The sequence below is a fragment of the Tabrizicola sp. genome (assembly GCF_034366665.1).
In the GTDB taxonomy this organism is placed as follows: Bacteria; Pseudomonadota; Alphaproteobacteria; order Rhodobacterales; family Rhodobacteraceae; genus Tabrizicola.
Genome location: NZ_JAXMMF010000038.1, coordinates 20448 through 37598, shown reverse-complemented (window position 1 = coordinate 37598; position 17151 = coordinate 20448). Strand labels below are relative to the sequence as shown.

Below are 17151 nucleotides of genomic sequence, written 5' to 3'. Positions count from 1 at the left end.
GTCGGCATGAGGATCGCAAGACAGCTGACGGTGTCGGCGCTGATCGTCTGCGGCGCCATGCCTGTGGGCGCCGAAGGGTTGAACCTCAGCGGCTCGACCAAGTCACGCTCGGCGATCTTTGAATCGCAGGCGGATCTGATCGACCGGAAGCTGAAGAAGCAATACTCGGGTTCGGTCAAGCACACGCCAAAGTACAAGAAGGGCGAGGAGACGGCGGCAGCCGAGGGCATTCCGGCCTATCGCGGCAGCTACAAGGGCGCGTATCTTGAGGTCGCGAAGGCTGCGGCGCGCAAGCATGGCGTGCCCGAAGACCTGTTCCTGCGGCTTGTGCAGCAGGAAAGCGGCTGGAATGTCGTGGCGGTGTCGTCCAAGGGCGCGACGGGGCTGGCCCAGCTGATGCCCGGCACGGCCGAGATCCTGGGTGTTGACATATCTGACCCCGAGGCAAATCTGGAAGGTGGCGCGCGCTACTTGCGGATGATGTTCGATAAGTTCGGCACCTGGGAACTGGCCCTGGCGGCGTATAACGCCGGCCCCGGCGCGGTCGAGGCCTACAACGGTATCCCGCCCTATGCCGAAACCGAGAATTACGTGAAAGCAATTCTCGGGTAACGGAAGGTGGGCGGATCGCCCACCCTACGCCTGCGCATCCCTTATTCGGCGGCGACCTTGATCACCGGTTCCATCTGGGCCAGCACTTCGCGGCTGAGGTGGCACTTGACCTGATGCCCGCCCTCCAGCACCTGAACCGGCGGAACCTCGGTCTCGCACAGGTTGCCGGGGACCTGCGACTTCCAGCGGCAGCGGGTCTGGAACGGGCAACCCGGTGGCGGGTTCATTGCCGAAGGAATGTCGCCCTCCAGCACGATGCGCTTGCGGATGATCTTGGTGTCGGCGATGGGCACGGCAGAGAGCAGCGCCTCGGTATAGGGGTGGTAGGGCGGGGCAAAGACCTGGTCGGTCGTGCCCATTTCCACGACGTGTCCCAGATACATGACCATCACCCGGTCGCTGAGGTAGCGCACGATGGAAAGGTCGTGGCTGATGAAGAGAAGCGTCGTCCGGTTTTCACGCTGGATGTCCATCAGAAGGTCGGTGACAGCGGCCTGGACCGACACGTCAAGCGCCGACACAGGTTCGTCCGCCACCACCACCTTCGCGCCCCCGGCAAAGGCCCGCGCGATGCCGACACGCTGTTTCTGCCCGCCCGACAGCTGCCGGGGCATCCGCTCGGCGAAGGCGCGGGGGAGTTTCACGAGGTCCAGAAGCTCCAGCATCCGGTCGTGACGTTCGGCGTCGGACTTGCCGAACTTGAAGATCTCCAACGCCCGGATGATCTGGCGGCCCACGTTCATCGACGGGTTCAGCGTGTCGAAGGGGTTCTGGAACACCATCTGCACCTGGCTGACGGTATCGGTGTTGCGCTTCTGGATCGGGGTCGACTGCACGTTTTCGTCAAACAGCATGATCGAACCCGAGGTCGCCGTCTCCAGCCCCATCAGCACCTTGGCGAAGGTCGACTTGCCGCAGCCGGATTCGCCGACGATGGCCAGCGTCTCGCCTTCGCGGGCCTCGAAGGACAGGGTCTCGTTGGCCTTTACCACCTTCTTGGCCCCCCCGCCGAAGGCCCCGCCAGAGACGGAGTAATACTTGCGCAGGTCCTCCATCTTCAGGACGACCTTGCCGATCTCGGCCTTTTGCTTCACCTCGCGTTTCGCGGGGGGCGCGGTCCAGTCGATCTCGCTCCACCGCAGGCAGCGGGTCTCATGCCGGTCGCTGTCCGGGACGGGGAACATCGGCACGTCCGAGGCGTCGCAGCGGCCCTTCTGGAAATAGTCGCAGCGCGGGCCGAAGTTGCAGCCGGGCGGGCGTTCGTGGGGCAGGGGGAAGTTGCCGGGGATGCTGATCAGGGGCCGCGCGTTCTTGTCCGCGCCGGGCAGCGGGATCGACCGGAACAGCGCCTGGGTATAGGGGTGGCGCATCTCGTCGAAGACCTCGACGACGTTCCCCGTCTCGACCGCCTCGCCGGAATACATGACGCAGATCCGGTCGCAGACATCCATCACCAGGCCCAGGTTGTGGCTGATGAACAGCATTGAGGTGCCGTATTTCTGACCCAGCTCCTTGACCAGGTCGACGATCCCCGCCTCGACCGTCACGTCCAGCGCGGTGGTGGGTTCGTCCAGGATCAGAAGGGCGGGCTTGGCCATCAGCGCCATCGCGATGACGATGCGCTGCTGCTGGCCGCCCGAAAGCTGATGCGGATAGGCGTTGATGATGCGGTCGGGGTCGGGCAGGCGCACGTCGGCGACGATCTGGCGGGCCAGGGCCCAAGCCTCGGCCTTGTTCATCCCGGAGTGCAGCATCGGCACTTCCGCGAGCTGCGCGCCGACCTTCATCGCCGGGTTCAGGGACGCCATCGGTTCCTGGTAGATCATCGCGATCTCCGAGCCGCGGATGTGGCGCAGCTCTTCATCGCTCATCCTTGCCAGGTCGCGGCCCTTGAACTTGATCGAACCCGAGACGATCCGCCCGTTCTTGCCCAGCTCGCGCATGACCCCAAGTGCTACGGTCGACTTGCCACAGCCGGATTCGCCGACCAGCCCCATCGCCTCGCCCGGCATGACCGTGCAGGAGAAGTCCATCACGGCGGGAATCTCGCGCATCCGGGTGAAGAACGAGATCGAGAGATGCTCGATCTCCAGGATCGGCTGCGACGGGTCCCAGGTGTCAGACGAGATCATGGCATCAATCCTTCAGGCTTTCTTCGCGCAACCCGTCGGCAAGAAGGTTCAGGCCGAGGACAAGGCTCATGAGGGCAAGGGCTGGCGCAAGCGCGGGATGGGGGAAAAGGTTCAGAAGCTTCCGCCCGTCGTCAATGGTCGACCCCCAGTCCGCGCTGTCGGGTGACACGCCAAGGCCGAAGAAGCCCAGCGTGCCGAGAAGGATCGTGGTGTAGCCGATCCGCAGGCAGAAATCGACGATCAGGGGGCCGCGGGCGTTGGGCAGGATCTCCCACAGCATGATGTACCAGGGGCCTTCGCCACGGGTCTGCCCCGCCGCCACATAGTCGCGCGCCTTGATGTCCATCACGAGGCCCCGGACAATCCGGAACACGCCAGGCGAGTTCACGAAGACGACCGAGACGAACACGTTCAGCATGTTCGGCTCCATCGACCAGACGCCGAGCGGGTCCATGTTGAACGCCAGCCCGGAATAGGCCCACAGGCCGAGGACCAGCGTGATCCCGACGTAGAGGTTCCGCTGCGGCGGATTGGTATAGTAGCGGCTGTTCCACAAGGTGCACAGGAAGATGATCGGGAACAGGAACAGCAAGCCGGCCAGCACGATCGGGATGCCGGTGTCGCGGATTTCGGGCGTGACCAGCAGGTAGAACAGCAGGATCACCGGGAAGGCCAGCACCAGGTTCGCCAGGAACGAGATGAAGGTGTCCAGCTTGCCGCCGAAGTACCCGGCCGGAAGACCCAGCGTGATGCCGACCATGAAGGCGAACAGCGTCGCGGCGGGGGCGATCTTCAGGACCTCGCGTGCGCCCATCACCATGCGGCTGAAGACGTCGCGGGCCAGGTGGTCTCCGCCCAGCAGGTACCAACCATAGGGGCTTTCCGGGGCGATGACGCCGGGGACCTTGTTCTTCAGGCCCGACAGCTGGATGAACGGGTCCTGAGTGATGATCACGTCAGCGAAGATCGCGGTGAAGACCCAGAACATGACGATGGCAAAGCCGATCATCCCCACGGTGGAATCGAATAGCTTGCCGTAAAGCCCAAGCCTGCGGCGAAAGCGTAGCGAGAGCACGAAGGTTGCCGCAAGGGCCAGCCAGACTGGCCAGAACCGCACCGCCATCGACCCCAGGATCCCCGCCTCGACGGGCGAGGGCATCACCGCGCCTGCGGCAAGCGTCAGGACAAAGGCGCCCATCGCGGCAAGAAAACTGTAGCGGATGGCCAGGCTGGCAAAGAGGCCGGGCGACCGCATCGCGATTGTGCCGTCGGGGCCCGGCAGGCGGGGGCCGTCAAGGCCCGCAAGAACGAAGAGCAGCTTGGCCACCAAGGCCAGCATAAGCACCAGCACCGCGATCTGCATCACGGGCAGCAGCACCGTGCCGGCCGATCCCGTCCAGGTCAGTTGGTCCATGACGCGCCCTCCCTCAGGCCAGCCGGATGCGGGGGTTCAGGAAGACATAGCCGATGTCCGAAATCAGCTGCGTCAGAAGGACGACCACCACGGCCACGACCGAACAGGCCAGAAGAAGCGGGATGTCGTTGTTCGACGCCGCCTGCACCAGCGTCCAGCCGAAGCCCTTGTAGTTGAAAAGGCTTTCCACGATCACCACGCCGTTCAGCAGCCAGGGAAACTGCAGCATGATGACGGTGAAGGGCGCGATCAGCGCGTTGCGCAGCGCGTGGCGCATGACCACGGTGCGGAAGGGGACGCCCTTCAGACGGGCGGTGCGGATGTATTGCTGGGTCATCACCTCGGTCATCGAGGCGCGGGTCATCCGGGCGATGTAGCCGATGCCGTAAAGCGCGATGGTCATCACCGGCAGCGTAAAGTTCCAGAAGGTGATGTCGTCCATCGCCGAAGTGGCCGAGGCAAGGAACAGCGTCTTCTTCGGCTCGATCAGCCCGTATTCCGCCAGGATCGGCGAGATGCCGGTGGCGGCCGTGGCGAACAGCGCGACCAGCACGACACCCGACACATATTCCGGCGTCGCGGTCGAGGCGATGGAGAAGGTCGACAGAGTCCTGTCAGTCGCCGAGCCTTCGCGCATCCCCGACAGCACGCCCAGGATCAGCGAGGACGGGACCATGACCAGCATCACCGCCAGCATCAGCCAGCCGGTCGCGGCCAGCTTCTCGCCCAGCGACTCCATCACCGGCGTCTTGAAAAAGGTCGAAAAGCCCCAGTTGCCCTGCAGAAGTCCGCAGTAGCTGGGGGCCGCGGCGGCGTCCTGGCCGATCTCGAAGCAGCGACCGCGTGTCTGTCCCTTTTCGTCGGTATAGGTCCAGCCGGGCACGACGCCCAGCCACTGACCGTAACGCAGGAACACCGAACCCGAGTGGCCGTTCTGGGCGATCCAGTCCTGCACCGCCTCTTCGGTCATGCGGACTGAGCCTTCGGTCCGCGCCAGCTTTTCCAGGTTGGGCTGCAAGTTCGTCAGATAGAAGACCACAAAGGTCAGGGCGATGGCGGTCAACAACATGACCCCAAGCCGCCGCAGCACGAACACTCCCATGCCGGTCCCCTCGATTTCGGTGAATTCCCCCGGGAGGGGGCGCGGCGGGCGCGCCCCTTCCTAGTTCTTGGCCGGTCTAGGCGATCAGACCATCGACCACTTGTAGTGGTGGTGTTCGAAAGCCGGGTGGTGGGCCAGACCTGCGAAGCTGTCCTTGTGGTGGCTGAACAGCGACCGCGAGAACGGGTTGATGATGTAACCCTCTTCCTGAAGGATCGTGCCCATCTTCGCCGCCAGTTCGCGCCGCTTGTCCGCATCGGCAATCGACAGCGCCTCGGTCATCAGCGCGTCGAACTCGGGGTTGGCCATCGCGGTTTCGTTCCACGAGCCGGTCGAGGTGTAGGCAAGGCTCATGTTCTGCACGGCAAGCGGGCGGTGGTTCCAGGTGGTGGAAGAGAAGGGATACTTCTGCCAGTCGTTCCAGAAGGTCGAGCCCGGCATGACGGTGTGCTTGATGTTCATGCCAGCGTCTTTCAGCTGGGCCTGAACCGCAGCCGTGGTCGCAGCTTCCCAGCCGTCGTCCAGCGAGATCACCTCGAACTCGGCATCCTTCAGACCGGCTGCTTCCAGCGCGGGCATCAGGCCGGCCGGATTGATCGTCTGCGCCGGCAGCTCGGGATATTCCGGGTGGATCGGGAACATGTGGTGGTTCTCGCCGGTCTTGCCAAGGTTGTTGTACCCAAGCTCCAGCACGACTTTCGGGTCGACCGCCAGCTGGACCGCCGAGCGCACGGCCTTGTCCTTGTAAAGGTCCGAGGCCGAGTTCATCCGCACCACGATGGTGGAAGCGGTGACGAGTTCCTCTTTCACCAGACCCATGCCATCCAGGATGTCGATGAACTCGCCCACGGATTCATAGTTCGCGTCCACCTCGTCCGAGGAGAACAGCGCGACCATCGCCGCGGGGTCGGTCCCGAAGTCGACATAGGTGATCTCGTCCAAGGGTGCAGTGCCGCCCCACCAGGTGTGGTTCGGCGCGCGGACCAGCACAGCCTTCTGGCCGACTGCGACTTCCTGCGGGATGTAGGGGCCGGTGCCGATCGGGTTCGACGCCGGGTCCTGACCGTCCTGGAACGAGGCATGCACCACGGCCGCCGGATAGTCCGACAGGTTCGCCACGATGGCGATGTCGGACGCGGTCAGGTTCAACTGAACGGTCGACTCGTCGACCTTGACCACGGCACCTTCGCGCAGGGTCTTGGTCGCTTCATCGACGAGGCCGGTGAACCGCGACGCCATCGCATTGCCCTCGACGTTGCCATCGGTCCAGCGGGCGAAGTTGCGCACCACGTCGTCGGCGGTGAACGGCTCGCCGTTGTTCCAGGTCACGCCCTGGCGGACCTTCAACGTGTACTGGGTCGCGTCGGCGTTGGCTTCCCAGCTTTCCAGCAGGCGGCCTTCGAAGGTGCCGTCATTGTTGTACTGGACGAGGTATTCCAGCCAGCCGCGGTAGATGTTGGCGATCTGCGGCCAGTCGGCCAGGCGCGGGTCCTTGGTGCCCTTGACCTCCATCGCGACGCGGATCGCGCCGCCGACCTTGGCTTCCTGGGCCTGTGCCGGGGCAGGCAGGCCGATCAGGCCATAGGCGGCTGCGGCCGAAACCCCAAGCGCGGTGGTGCGGGTCAGGAATTCGCGACGGCTGAGTTTGCCTTCAGCGAATTCAGCAACGTACATCTTCGCGGCCGAGTGGACCTCGGCCTCGTGGATCATGTCTTTCATTCTTGTCTCCCTGGTCAGGTTCTTTTTCATTGGTTGTGGTGACGCGACAACCCTAGCCGACAGAGCGGTGACACCGTTCCAGACAGCTTGCACGACCCGCGCACCCCCATGTCTATTGCGCATTTTTTTCCAGCTTGCGTCAACGACTGCTTTCGACGGTTGGTGTCCCTTAAGCGACATCATCCTGTCGATTTCTTTACCCGCTGGACAAAAACCCGTCAGCCCGCGCGGCGGAAGGCCGAGGGCGATTTTCCGGTCAGATGCTGGAAAGCGCGGGTGAAATAGGCGGGCGAATTGAAACCAAGCTGTTCGGCGATCTTGCCGACGGGAACCTTGGTCTCGGACAGAAGCTTGCGGGCCTCGAAGATCCGGCGGTCCTGCAGAAGCGCGCTGGCCGGACGACCGCAGGCGGATTTGCAGCACCGCGTCAGATGGGTCGGCGTGACACCAAGTGCTGCCGCGAAATCCGCCACGTTCATCCCGGTGCGGAAGTTGCGCTCCAGCAGGGCGGTGTAGCGCGCGACGAGGCGGCGGGTCGCGTCCTGACGCGGTGCCTCCAGCGGGTCGGCCTTCTTGGCCTGCCGCTCCAGCCAGACGCCAAGGAGGCCGACATAGGCCTCGGTCGCGCGTTCGTGGGCTGGCGTGTCACTTTCCAGCTCGCGCAGGATCGAATCAAGCAGGACGTTCACCTCCTGCTGGGCATGGACCTCGCGGATGCGCAGATGCAGCGGCGACTTTGGCAGGACCACCTTCGGATCGCGCCCGAAGAAGACCGCCGTGCCGAAGACCTGGGGTCCGGCCTCGAACCCGTGCATGACGCCTGCGGGGATGTAGACCGCATTATGTGCCGTGTAGCCGCGCGTCACCCCCGAGATCGTGATGCGGCCCTGGCCCTTGGTGAACCAAAGGAGGCAGGGTTCGGACAGCGAGCGCATGGCTTCGACACGCCAGCGACCACCAGCGGCAAGGCGCGGGATCGCAACGAGACGAAGCTGCGAGGCAGGGGCGGACTTCAACATTCTGGGGCAGGTCCTGTGGCAGAGGCGCTGGCCGAACCAGTAAAGCAGGCGCGCGGGGGCAACCCAAGCGATTTTCACGATTTGGCGGCAGAGTTGTCCACCGATGTTCCATTATCTTGTGTAAAAGCCTGTGGATAAGCGGAAAACCGCTGCAACTGCGGCGTGCAACCCTCTGTCAGGGAAGCAAAACCTGGCGCCAGGCCTTCATGTTCGATCTGAACCAGGTCCGCTGCCGCTTGGCATATTGCCGACTGGCCAGAGTGGCCGCCTCGGTCGCGTCGGCCAGGGTCATCTCGCCCATCAGATGCGCGATCAGTTCCGGGCCGCCGATGGCCTTCGAGGACGGCCGCCTGGGGTCCCAGCCGATCAGGTTTCGCTGCGCTTCCTCCAAAGCCCCCTCGGCCAGCATCCGGGTGAAGCGGCGGTCGATCCGGTCGTTCAGCCAGGCGACCTCGGGGACCAGGACCAGCGCCTCGGCCCCCGCCAGCGGCAGAAGGGGGGGCGGCGTGTCGTCCTGCCACGCCGCAAGACCCCGCCCGGTCGCCCGCCAGACCTCCCAGGCGCGCTGGATGCGAACCGGGTTCAGCCTGTCGATCCGGGTAGCGGTGGCGGGGTCGAGGTCCGCCAGAAGCCCCGCCGGACCTTCGACGGCCAGCCGCGCGTCCGCCTCGGACCGGACCGAGGGCGGGACCTCTGGCACGTCGGCCAGTCCCTTGGTCAAGGCGTTGAAATAAAGGCCGGTTCCCCCGACGATCAGCACGGGCCGGTCCAGCAGGTGCGTCACCTCGCGCAGCCAGTGACCGACGGAATAGCCGGTCTCGCGGGCAACGTGACCGTAAAGCGCATGGGGCAGGGCGGCTTCGTCCGTGGCCGAGGGCCGGGCAGTCAGAAGACGCCAGTTTTCATAGACTTGCAGCGCGTCGGCGTTGACGATCAGGCGCCCGTCCCGCGCCGCCAGCTCCATCGCAAGGGCGGACTTGCCGCTGGCCGTGGGGCCCGCCAGCAGCACCGGTGCGTCGCGCGATATGCTGTCGATCCGCATCCGAACCCCACCCGATCGGCAGTTGAACCCGCCGCGGTTTTGCGACATTTTGCGGCGCAGTCCAAACACAAAACGATATGCAGGGGTCCCATGTCCGAACCGGCCACCAAATACAGCCGAGTGATGCTGAAGATCTCGGGCGAGGCGCTGATGGGCGACCAGGGCTATGGCCTGCATCCCCCGACCGTGGCGCGCATTGCGCAAGAGGTGAAGTCGGTCCGCGACATGGGGGTCGAGATCTGCATGGTGATCGGCGGTGGCAACATCTTCAGGGGGTTGCAAGGCAGCGCCCAGGGGATGGAGCGGACGACAGCCGACTACATGGGGATGCTGGCGACAGTGATGAACGCGCTGGCGATGCAGTCCGCATTGGAAGCGGTTGGCGTCTTCACCCGCGTCATCAGTGCCATCCCGATGGACCAGGTCTGCGAGCCCTACATCCGCCGCCGCGCGGTGCGGCACCTGGAAAAGAAGCGGGTCTGCATCTTCGCGGCCGGGACCGGCAACCCGTATTTCACGACGGACACTGCGGCCACGCTGCGGGCAAGTGAAATGGCCTGTCAGGCGATCTTCAAAGGCACCAAGGTCGACGGGGTCTATGACATGGACCCCAAGAAACACGCCCATGCCAAGCGCTATGACAACGTGACCTATGACGAGGTGCTGGAGAAGCACCTGGGCGTGATGGATGCGACCGCCATCGCCCTGGCCCGGGACAACAACCTGCCGATCATCGTCTTCAGCCTGGACGAACCCGGCGGGTTCCGGGGCATTCTGGCGGGTGAGGGGACCTATACCCGGGTCCAGGATTAGCCCGCTGTGCACCGTCTTGGTGTCCGGCCCTGTCCTTAAGGGCAGGAGCTTTGGCCTATACCGGGTGTGTGACGCTCTGCTATAGAGCGCGAAATCGCGGGGTAAGGCCCGCACTCGAAGTGAAGGACCTGTCCGATGGCACAAGAAGACCTTGAGATCGACACCGATGCAATCCAGCGCCGGATGGACGGCGCGATGGCGGCCCTGAAGACGGAATTCTCGTCCCTGCGCACGGGCCGCGCCTCGGCGGCCCTGGTCGAACCGATCCAGGTCGAAGCCTACGGACAGATGACCCCGATCAACCAGCTTGGCACCGTGAACGTCCCCGAGCCGCGGATGGTGGTGATCAACGTCTGGGACAAGGCGATGATCTCGAAGGTGGAGAAGGCGATCCGCGAAAGCGGCATCGGCATCAACCCGATCGCCGACGGCCCCCTGATCCGCCTGCCGATCCCGGAACTGAACGAAGAGCGTCGCCGCGAATTGACCAAAGTTGCGGCCCAATATGCCGAAAGCGCCAAAGTCGCGATTCGCAACGTGCGGCGCGATGGCATGGACCAGATCAAGAAGGCGAAGGCGCAGGGCATGGGCGAAGACGACCAGAAGTTCTGGTCGGACGCAGTTCAGGACCTGACCGACGCGGCAATTGCGGCCGTCGACCGGGCGCTGGAAGCCAAACAGGCAGAGATCATGCAGGTCTGACCTGCAGGCGGAGGGGCGGCGATTGTCGAAGGACTTGCAGGTGGGCGTCGCGATGCGACCCGTGAACCACCTGGCGATCATCATGGACGGCAACGGACGATGGGCAACCAACCGGGGCTGGGCGCGGCTGGTGGGTCACCGCAAGGGCGCCGAACGGGTGCGCGAGATCGTGAAGGTCGCCCCGGACCTGGGGATCAGCTGGCTGACGCTGTACGCCTTCTCGACCGAAAACTGGAAGCGGTCCACGGAAGAGGTTCTGGGCCTCATGGCGATCTTCGCCCGCTATATCGAGCGGGAGGCCGACCGCCTGGCCAAGGCCGGGGTGCGGATGCGCTTTATCGGCGACCGCAGCCGTCTGGACCCCAAGCTGCAGCGCATGATGGCCGGGATCGAGGCGCGGACGGCGGGCCTTGACCGGCTGAACCTGACCGTGGCGATCAACTACGGCGGGCGGGACGAGATCTTGCGCGCCGTCCGCAAGATCGCCGAAGCGGCGGCGTCCGGGATTCTTGACCCAAAGCACGTGACCGAAGCCGCTTTTGCCGAGCGGCTGGATACCGGCGGGCTGCCCGACCCCGACCTGGTGATCCGCACCAGCGGCGAGACGCGGACCTCGAACTTCCTGCCCTGGCAGGCGGCCTATTCCGAATATGAATTCACCGAGACGCTGTGGCCCGACTTCGGTCCCGATGAACTCGCGTCCATCGTCCAGCGCTTTTCCAACCGGGAACGGCGCTTTGGCGGGGTGCTGCGGTGATGGACCCCGCACCCGCCCCGTCGGGCAGATGGGCCGACCTGCGCACCCGCATCCTGTCGGCCATCGTGATGGTGGCCGTCGGCGCGGTGGAAATCTGGCTGGGCGGGGCGGCCTTTGCGGCGTTGGTCGTGGCGCTGACGGGCGTGATGATCTGGGAGCTGGCGACGATGACGGCGCCGCACCGGCAGCGGTCGCCGGTGCTGCTGGCGGTTGCGGCCTCGGCGGCGCTGGTCGCGGCGCTGGTCCTGAAGACGGATGTCGCGGCGCTGTTCCTGGCGGGGCCATCTGTGGCGCTGCTGCTGACCCCCCGTCGGGACCGGCGTCTGGCCAGCGCCTATGCTTTGGCGATCATGCTGGCCGGCTATGGCCTGATCGACCTGCGGCAAAGCGGCGGGGGAACCTTGATCCTGTGGCTGGTGGCCGTGGTCGTCGCCTCGGACGTGCTGGGATACTTCGCGGGGCGGATGCTGGGAGGCCCGAAGTTCTGGGAACGGGTCAGTCCGAAGAAGACCTGGTCCGGCACCATCGCGGGCTGGATCGGCGCGGCGCTGGTCGGCTTGGTGATGGTGCTGGCCGCGGGGGCAAGCTGGCTTCTGGTGCCTTTGTCGGCGCTGGTGGCCTTTGCCGGGCAGTTGGGCGACATCGCCGAAAGCTGGGTCAAGCGGCGGGCAGGGGTCAAGGATGCCTCGACCCTGATCCCCGGGCATGGCGGGGTCCTGGACCGCTTTGATGCGCTGATCGGCGCAGTGGTGGCCGTGCTGGCGCTGGGGCTTTTGGCCCCGGTCCACGGACTTTTCGGGGGCTGAGGTTTTGCGCAGCCTGTCGATCTTCGGGGCGACCGGGTCCATTGGCGAGCAGACCGTCGATCTTCTGGTGCGGGCGGGCGGGGCCGAGACCTATCGCGTCATCGCCCTGACCGGGGGCCGGAACATCGCTCGCCTGGCCGAAATGGCGCGCGAGTTGCGGGCCGAAGTGGCAGTCTGCGCCGAAGCCTCGGGCCTGGCCGAGCTGCGCGACCGGCTGGCCGGATCGGGCGTCGAGGCGGCGGCCGGAACCTCGGCCATCGTCGAGGCGGCCGAGCGTCCCGCCGACTGGGTGATGAGCGCGATCGTCGGCGCGGCGGGGCTGGAGCCGGGCTTCCGGGCGCTGCGGCACGGGGCGACGCTGGCGCTGGCAAACAAGGAAAGCCTGGTGACGGCGGGGCCGCTTCTCATGGCCGAAGCCGCGCGGCATCAGGCCCGCATCCTGCCGGTGGACAGCGAACATTCGGCGATCTTCCAGGCGCTGGTGGGCGAGGATATCGCCGCGGTCGAAAGGATCATCCTGACGGCCAGCGGCGGCGCCTTGCGCGACTGGCCGCTGGACCAGCTGGCACGCGCAACGGTCAAGGAAGCTTTGGCGCATCCGAACTGGGCGATGGGGCAGCGGATCACCATCGATTCGGCGTCGATGTTCAACAAGGCGCTGGAAGTCATTGAAACGCGTGAATATTTCGCGGTCTCGCCCGAGCAGATCGAAGTCATCATCCACCCCGAATCCCTGATCCACTCGATGGTCGGCTACCGTGACGGGGCGATCATGGCGCATATGGGTGCGCCCGACATGCGCCATTCCATCGGCTATGCGCTGAACTGGCCGGACCGGTCGCACCTGCCGGTGGCGCGGCTGGATCTGGCGCAGGTCGCCACTCTGACCTTCCGGGCCCCCGACCTTGCGCGCTATCCCGCACTGCGGCTGGCGCGTGAGGTGATGGCGCGGCGCGGGTTGGCGGGCGCGGCCTTCAACGCGGCCAAAGAGGTGGCGCTGGACCATTTCCTGGCCGGAGGCATCGGCTTCATGGACATGGCGGGCCTTGTCGAAGACACACTGTCGCAGCTTGATCCCGATCTTGGCCACGAAAATGACGCCATGACCCTTGAGGATGTGCAGGCCGTGGACCATCTGGCACGGATACGGGCAAACGAACGGGCGGACGCAATCGCCCGCAGACAGGCAGGAGAGCGGTGATGGAAGCGATTGTGGCGGCGCTTGGCGGCACGGCCTGGACGGTGGTGTTCTTCGTGATCGCGCTGTCGGTGATCGTCTTCGTCCACGAATACGGCCATTATATCGTCGGTCGCTGGTCGGGCATCCATTCCGAGGTCTTTTCGGTCGGTTTCGGCCCGGTCCTGTTCAGCCGCACCGACAAGCGCGGCACCCGTTGGCAGTTCGCGGCGATCCCCTTTGGCGGCTACGTGAAGTTTCTGGGCGACGCCGATGCCAGCTCGGTCCGGGCAGGCGACGTCTCGGGCATGAGCGCGGCGGAACGGCGGCACACGATGGCCGGGGCGCCGCTGTGGGCGCGGTCGGCGACAGTGGCTGCGGGGCCCGTCTTCAACTTCATCCTGACCTTCTTCCTGCTGGTCGGTCTGGCGCTGGCCCTGGGTGCCCCGCGGGACGAGCCTGCGGTGGGCAGCCTGCGCGCCTTTCCGTTCGAGGGGCCGACGCTGCAACCCGATGACGTGATTCTGGCGGTCGAGGGGCAGGCAACGGCGGACTGGGAAACGTTCCGTTCGGTCACCGAGGGGCTGAAGGGCCAGGCCACTTTGTCCTATACCGTGCGGCGCGGAGATCAGGAGCTGACCGTCAACGGGCCGCATCCACTGGCCGCCGTGGTGGGCGAAGTGCAGATCCGCTCGGCCGCGATGGACGCAGGTATCCAGGAAGGCGACATCATCCTGAAGGCGGGCGGCCAGGATGTGCGCTATTTCGACCAGCTTCCCGAAATCGTCGCTGCCAGCAAAGGCGAGCCCGTGACACTGACCGTCTGGCGTGACGGCCAAAGCTTCGACGTCGCGCTTGCCCCGCGCATCCGCACCGTCGATGACGGCAGTGGCGGCTTTACCGAACGTTACCTCCTGGGCCTCTACTCGGGCATGTTCTTCGAACCCGCCGTGCGCAGCGTCGGCCCGTGGGAGGCGGCAACGGGTGCGGTCAGCAGCATGTGGCTGATGACGACGACCACCTTCTCGGGCCTGTCGCACATGATCCAGGGCGCGATTTCCAGCTGCAACCTGTCGGGGGCCATCGGCATGGCCGAAACGGCGGGCGATGCGGCGCGCAACGGGCTGGAAAGCTTCATCGGGATGCTGGCGATCCTGTCCTTCGGCGTCGGCCTTTTGAACCTCTTTCCGATTCCCGTGCTGGACGGGGGCCACCTGGTCTTCCACGCCTATGAGGCGGTGACCGGCAAGTCGCCCTCGGACCGCGCGCTGCGGATTCTGACCACCGTCGGGCTTGGCCTGGTGCTGACCATCATGCTTTTCGGTCTGAGCCGCGATCTTCTTTGCGTCTGACCGGTCGGAAAGGGGCCTGAACAGGTCGACGGGCACGGGGAAAGGTAAACCTTACCCGTCCCGTGATTGCCTGAAGCCACAACATCTTGCAAAGTTATCCACAATGACCGCAGGCTTTTGACAAAGCTTGGCTTTGTCGGTAGCTATCCGGAAACAGAAAATTTCGGCGAGGATGCAAAATGCGGATGACCCAAAGCACGGCCACAGGGCGGTCGTTCCGGGCCACGTCAAGGGCGCGTCTGCTTGCAACGGCGATTTTCCTCGGTGCGGCAACGGCTTCGGCTCCCTTCCTCACCCCGGCCTTTGCGCAGGTCTTTTCGTTTTCGAACGTGACGATCGAGGGCAACGAACGGGTCGATGCCGCAACCATCCTGAACTACGCCGGAATCAGCCGCGGGGACGAGGTGTCCGCCGGGGGCCTGAACGACGCCTACCAGCGCATCCTGAACTCGGGCCTCTTCGAAACCGTTGAACTGGTGCCGCAGGGCTCGACGCTGGTGATCCGGGTCGTGGAATACCCGATCGTCAACGTCATCAGCATCGAAGGCAACAAGCGGCTCAAGGATGAACGTCTGGTCGAACTGATCCAGTCGCAGCCGCGCCGGATCTATTCACCAAGCCAGGCCGAGGCCGACGCCGCCGCCATCGCCGAGGCCTACCGCGTTTCGGGGCGTCTGGCTGCATCGGTCACGCCGAAGATCATCCGCCGCAGCGACAACCGCGTCGATCTGGTGTTCGAGATCACCGAAGGCCGGGTTGTCGAGAACGAACGGATCTCGTTCACCGGCAACAAGGCCTTCACCGACCGCCGCCTGCGCCAGGTGCTGGAGACCAAGCAGGCCGGTTTCCTGCGCAACCTGATCCAGCGCGACACCTATGTCGCCGAGCGGCTGGAACTGGACAAGAAGGTCCTGACCGACTTTTACCTGTCGCGCGGCTTCATCGACTTTCAGGTGCTGGACGCCAGCGCCGAACTTTCCCGCGAACGTGACGCCACCTTCGTCACCTTCACCGTGCGCGAGGGTGTGGCCTATGACATCGGCGCCGTGACCACGGTTTCCGAAGTGGAAGGGCTGGACGCGGCCGAGTTTCAGGCGGTGCAGAAGATCCGGGCGGGCCAGACCTACAGCCCGCTTCTGATCGACAACAACATCACCCGGATGGAAACCCTTGCCCTGAAAAAGGGCCTGAACTTCGTCCGGGTCGAGCCGCGGATCACCCGCAACCCCGCGGGTCAGGTCGTGGATGTCGAATTCGCCATCGTCCGTGGCGAGCGGATCTTTGTGGAACGCATCGATATCGAGGGCAACACCACGACCCTGGATCAGGTGATCCGGCGTCAGTTCCGCACCGTTGAAGGCGACCCCTTCAACCCGCGCGAGATCCGTCAGGCGGCCGAACGCATCCGGGCGCTTGGCTTCTTTGCCGACGCGCAGGTCAACGCCGACCAGGGGTCCGCCCCTGATCAGGTCGTGGTCAACGTCGACGTGGAAGAACAGCCCACAGGCTCGCTCAGCTTTGGCCTCAGCTACTCGGTCGCCACAGGCACCGGGGTCAATGTTGGCTTCTCGGAGACCAACTTCCTGGGCCGGGGTCAGCGACTGTCGGTGGCGATCTCGACCGCGTCGTCGAACCAGAATTCCAGCTTCAGCTTCACCGAGCCGGCTCTCCTGGGCCGTGACCTCAGCTTTACCATCGGCGGGTTCTACCGGACGTCGGAATCGGACTTCTCGCTTTACGACACCCGCAACATCGGCTTCAGCACCGGCATCGGCTTCCCGCTGGGCGAACAGTCCAGACTGGACCTGCGGATCGGCGTGGCCGAGGACCGGCTCAGCAACTATACCGGCACTTCGACGATCATCGCCGCGGAAGAGTCGCTTGGCGCGCTCAGCACCGTTTCGCTGGGCTACACCTACGAATACGACAACCGCGTCACCGGCCTGAACCCCAAGGGCGGCGTGTTGCTGCGGTTCGGGCAGGACTTTGCGGGCCTTGGCGGCGATACCGAATACATCAAGACCACGGCCCTGGCTCTGGCCGAAACCCGCGTGATGAACGAGGAAGTGACCCTGCGGGCGATCTTCGAGGGTGGGGCGATCAGCTCGCTGGGCGACAACACGTCCCGCGTGACCGACCGCTTCTTCGGCAACGGCAAGATCCGCGGGTTCGAACCGAACGGGATCGGGCCGCGCGATGCTGGCGATGCCCTTGGCGGAAATCTTTTCGCCGTGGCCCGGTTCGAAGCCGATTTCCCGCTGGGCCTGCCGGAAGAATATGGCATCTCGGGCGGTGCCTTCTTCGACGTCGGCTCGGTCTGGAGCCTGGACAACGATGGTGGCGGCGCGGTGGACGACAGCTTCACGCCGCGCGCGGCGGTCGGTCTGTCGGTGTTCTGGAACACGCCGATCGGTCCGTTGCGCTTCAACTTCAGCCGTGCGGTGAAGAAGGAAGACTTCGACAAGGAACAGTCCTTCGACCTGACGGTTTCGACCCGGTTCTGA

Annotated in this window: 14 protein-coding genes; 8 read left to right on the top strand and 6 right to left on the bottom strand. The window is 65.0% G+C overall.

From position 1 onward, the window contains the following. The first annotated feature begins 6 nt into the window (after positions 1-6). On the top strand, positions 7-612 hold the full coding sequence (locus U1E69_RS04995) for a lytic transglycosylase domain-containing protein (RefSeq protein WP_416200258.1): 606 nt from the start codon (positions 7-9) through the stop codon (positions 610-612). A gap of 41 nt (positions 613-653) precedes the next feature. On the opposite strand, the gene U1E69_RS04990 is transcribed toward U1E69_RS04995, so the two are convergent. The 6 genes from U1E69_RS04990 to miaA all read right to left on the bottom strand — a co-directional run bounded on the left by U1E69_RS04990 (position 654) and on the right by miaA (position 9088). After that, positions 654-2744, bottom strand: coding sequence for an ABC transporter ATP-binding protein (locus U1E69_RS04990; protein ID WP_322243261.1), 2091 nt, complete (start codon positions 2742-2744; stop codon positions 654-656). Between the two features lie 4 nt (positions 2745-2748). Further along, on the bottom strand, positions 2749-4158 hold the full coding sequence (locus U1E69_RS04985) for an ABC transporter permease (protein ID WP_322243260.1): 1410 nt from the start codon (positions 4156-4158) through the stop codon (positions 2749-2751). Positions 4159-4171: 13 nt separating this feature from the next. Continuing rightward, a complete protein-coding gene (locus U1E69_RS04980; RefSeq protein WP_322243259.1) occupies positions 4172-5260 on the bottom strand; it encodes an ABC transporter permease in 1089 nt (362 codons plus the stop codon). An 84-nt stretch (positions 5261-5344) separates the two neighbouring features. After that, complete coding sequence (locus tag U1E69_RS04975; RefSeq protein WP_322243258.1) at positions 5345-6979, bottom strand: ABC transporter substrate-binding protein; 1635 nt, start codon at positions 6977-6979, stop codon at positions 5345-5347. A 218-nt stretch (positions 6980-7197) separates the two neighbouring features. Further along, on the bottom strand, positions 7198-7998 hold the full coding sequence (locus U1E69_RS04970) for an AraC family transcriptional regulator (protein ID WP_322243257.1): 801 nt from the start codon (positions 7996-7998) through the stop codon (positions 7198-7200). A gap of 175 nt (positions 7999-8173) precedes the next feature. Next, positions 8174-9088, bottom strand: coding sequence for a tRNA (adenosine(37)-N6)-dimethylallyltransferase MiaA (gene miaA / locus U1E69_RS04965; RefSeq protein WP_416200257.1), 915 nt, complete (start codon positions 9086-9088; stop codon positions 8174-8176). A 42-nt stretch (positions 9089-9130) separates the two neighbouring features. Between miaA and pyrH the strand changes: the two genes are divergently transcribed. The 7 genes from pyrH (at position 9131) to bamA (ending at position 17151) form a co-directional block, all read left to right on the top strand. Next, on the top strand, positions 9131-9853 hold the full coding sequence (gene pyrH, locus U1E69_RS04960; RefSeq protein ID WP_322243256.1) for a UMP kinase: 723 nt from the start codon (positions 9131-9133) through the stop codon (positions 9851-9853). A 135-nt stretch (positions 9854-9988) separates the two neighbouring features. Further along, positions 9989-10555, top strand: a complete 567-nt coding sequence (gene frr, locus U1E69_RS04955; protein WP_322243255.1) for a ribosome recycling factor — start codon at positions 9989-9991, stop codon at positions 10553-10555. A gap of 52 nt (positions 10556-10607) precedes the next feature. Continuing rightward, positions 10608-11312: a polyprenyl diphosphate synthase gene (gene uppS, locus U1E69_RS04950; protein WP_322243280.1), complete on the top strand. Its 705-nt coding sequence runs from the start codon at positions 10608-10610 to the stop codon at positions 11310-11312. Then, the gene (locus U1E69_RS04945; protein ID WP_322243254.1) at positions 11312-12118 is read left to right on the top strand and encodes a phosphatidate cytidylyltransferase; all 807 of its coding nucleotides are present in this window, start codon (positions 11312-11314) and stop codon (positions 12116-12118) included. The genes uppS and U1E69_RS04945 overlap by 1 nt, the downstream gene beginning before the upstream one ends. Positions 12119-12122: 4 nt before the next feature. Then, the gene (gene dxr / locus U1E69_RS04940; protein ID WP_322243253.1) at positions 12123-13319 is read left to right on the top strand and encodes a 1-deoxy-D-xylulose-5-phosphate reductoisomerase; all 1197 of its coding nucleotides are present in this window, start codon (positions 12123-12125) and stop codon (positions 13317-13319) included. Beyond that, positions 13319-14647, top strand: coding sequence for an RIP metalloprotease RseP (gene rseP / locus U1E69_RS04935; protein ID WP_322243251.1), 1329 nt, complete (start codon positions 13319-13321; stop codon positions 14645-14647). Before dxr ends, rseP begins: the two co-directional genes overlap by 1 nt. 185 nt (positions 14648-14832) lie before the next feature. After that, the gene (gene bamA, locus U1E69_RS04930; RefSeq protein WP_322243249.1) at positions 14833-17151 is read left to right on the top strand and encodes an outer membrane protein assembly factor BamA; all 2319 of its coding nucleotides are present in this window, start codon (positions 14833-14835) and stop codon (positions 17149-17151) included.

Excerpts from the sequence above, each read along its gene's own strand:
- U1E69_RS04970 (WP_322243257.1), bottom strand. The coding sequence starts at position 7,998 with ATGTTGAAGTCCGCCCCTGCCTCGCAGCTTCGTCTCGTTGCGATCCCG.
- frr (WP_322243255.1), top strand. The coding sequence starts at position 9,989 with ATGGCACAAGAAGACCTTGAGATCGACACCGATGCAATCCAGCGCCGG.
- U1E69_RS04945 (WP_322243254.1), top strand. The coding sequence starts at position 11,312 with ATGGACCCCGCACCCGCCCCGTCGGGCAGATGGGCCGACCTGCGCACC.
- U1E69_RS04990 (WP_322243261.1), bottom strand. The coding sequence starts at position 2,744 with ATGATCTCGTCTGACACCTGGGACCCGTCGCAGCCGATCCTGGAGATC.
- U1E69_RS04995 (WP_416200258.1), top strand. The coding sequence starts at position 7 with ATGAGGATCGCAAGACAGCTGACGGTGTCGGCGCTGATCGTCTGCGGC.
- uppS (WP_322243280.1), top strand. The coding sequence starts at position 10,608 with ATGCGACCCGTGAACCACCTGGCGATCATCATGGACGGCAACGGACGA.
- miaA (WP_416200257.1), bottom strand. The coding sequence starts at position 9,088 with ATGTCGCAAAACCGCGGCGGGTTCAACTGCCGATCGGGTGGGGTTCGG.
- bamA (WP_322243249.1), top strand. The coding sequence starts at position 14,833 with ATGACCCAAAGCACGGCCACAGGGCGGTCGTTCCGGGCCACGTCAAGG.
- U1E69_RS04980 (WP_322243259.1), bottom strand. The coding sequence starts at position 5,260 with ATGGGAGTGTTCGTGCTGCGGCGGCTTGGGGTCATGTTGTTGACCGCC.
- U1E69_RS04985 (WP_322243260.1), bottom strand. The coding sequence starts at position 4,158 with ATGGACCAACTGACCTGGACGGGATCGGCCGGCACGGTGCTGCTGCCC.
- U1E69_RS04975 (WP_322243258.1), bottom strand. The coding sequence starts at position 6,979 with ATGAAAGACATGATCCACGAGGCCGAGGTCCACTCGGCCGCGAAGATG.
- pyrH (WP_322243256.1), top strand. The coding sequence starts at position 9,131 with ATGTCCGAACCGGCCACCAAATACAGCCGAGTGATGCTGAAGATCTCG.
- rseP (WP_322243251.1), top strand. The coding sequence starts at position 13,319 with ATGGAAGCGATTGTGGCGGCGCTTGGCGGCACGGCCTGGACGGTGGTG.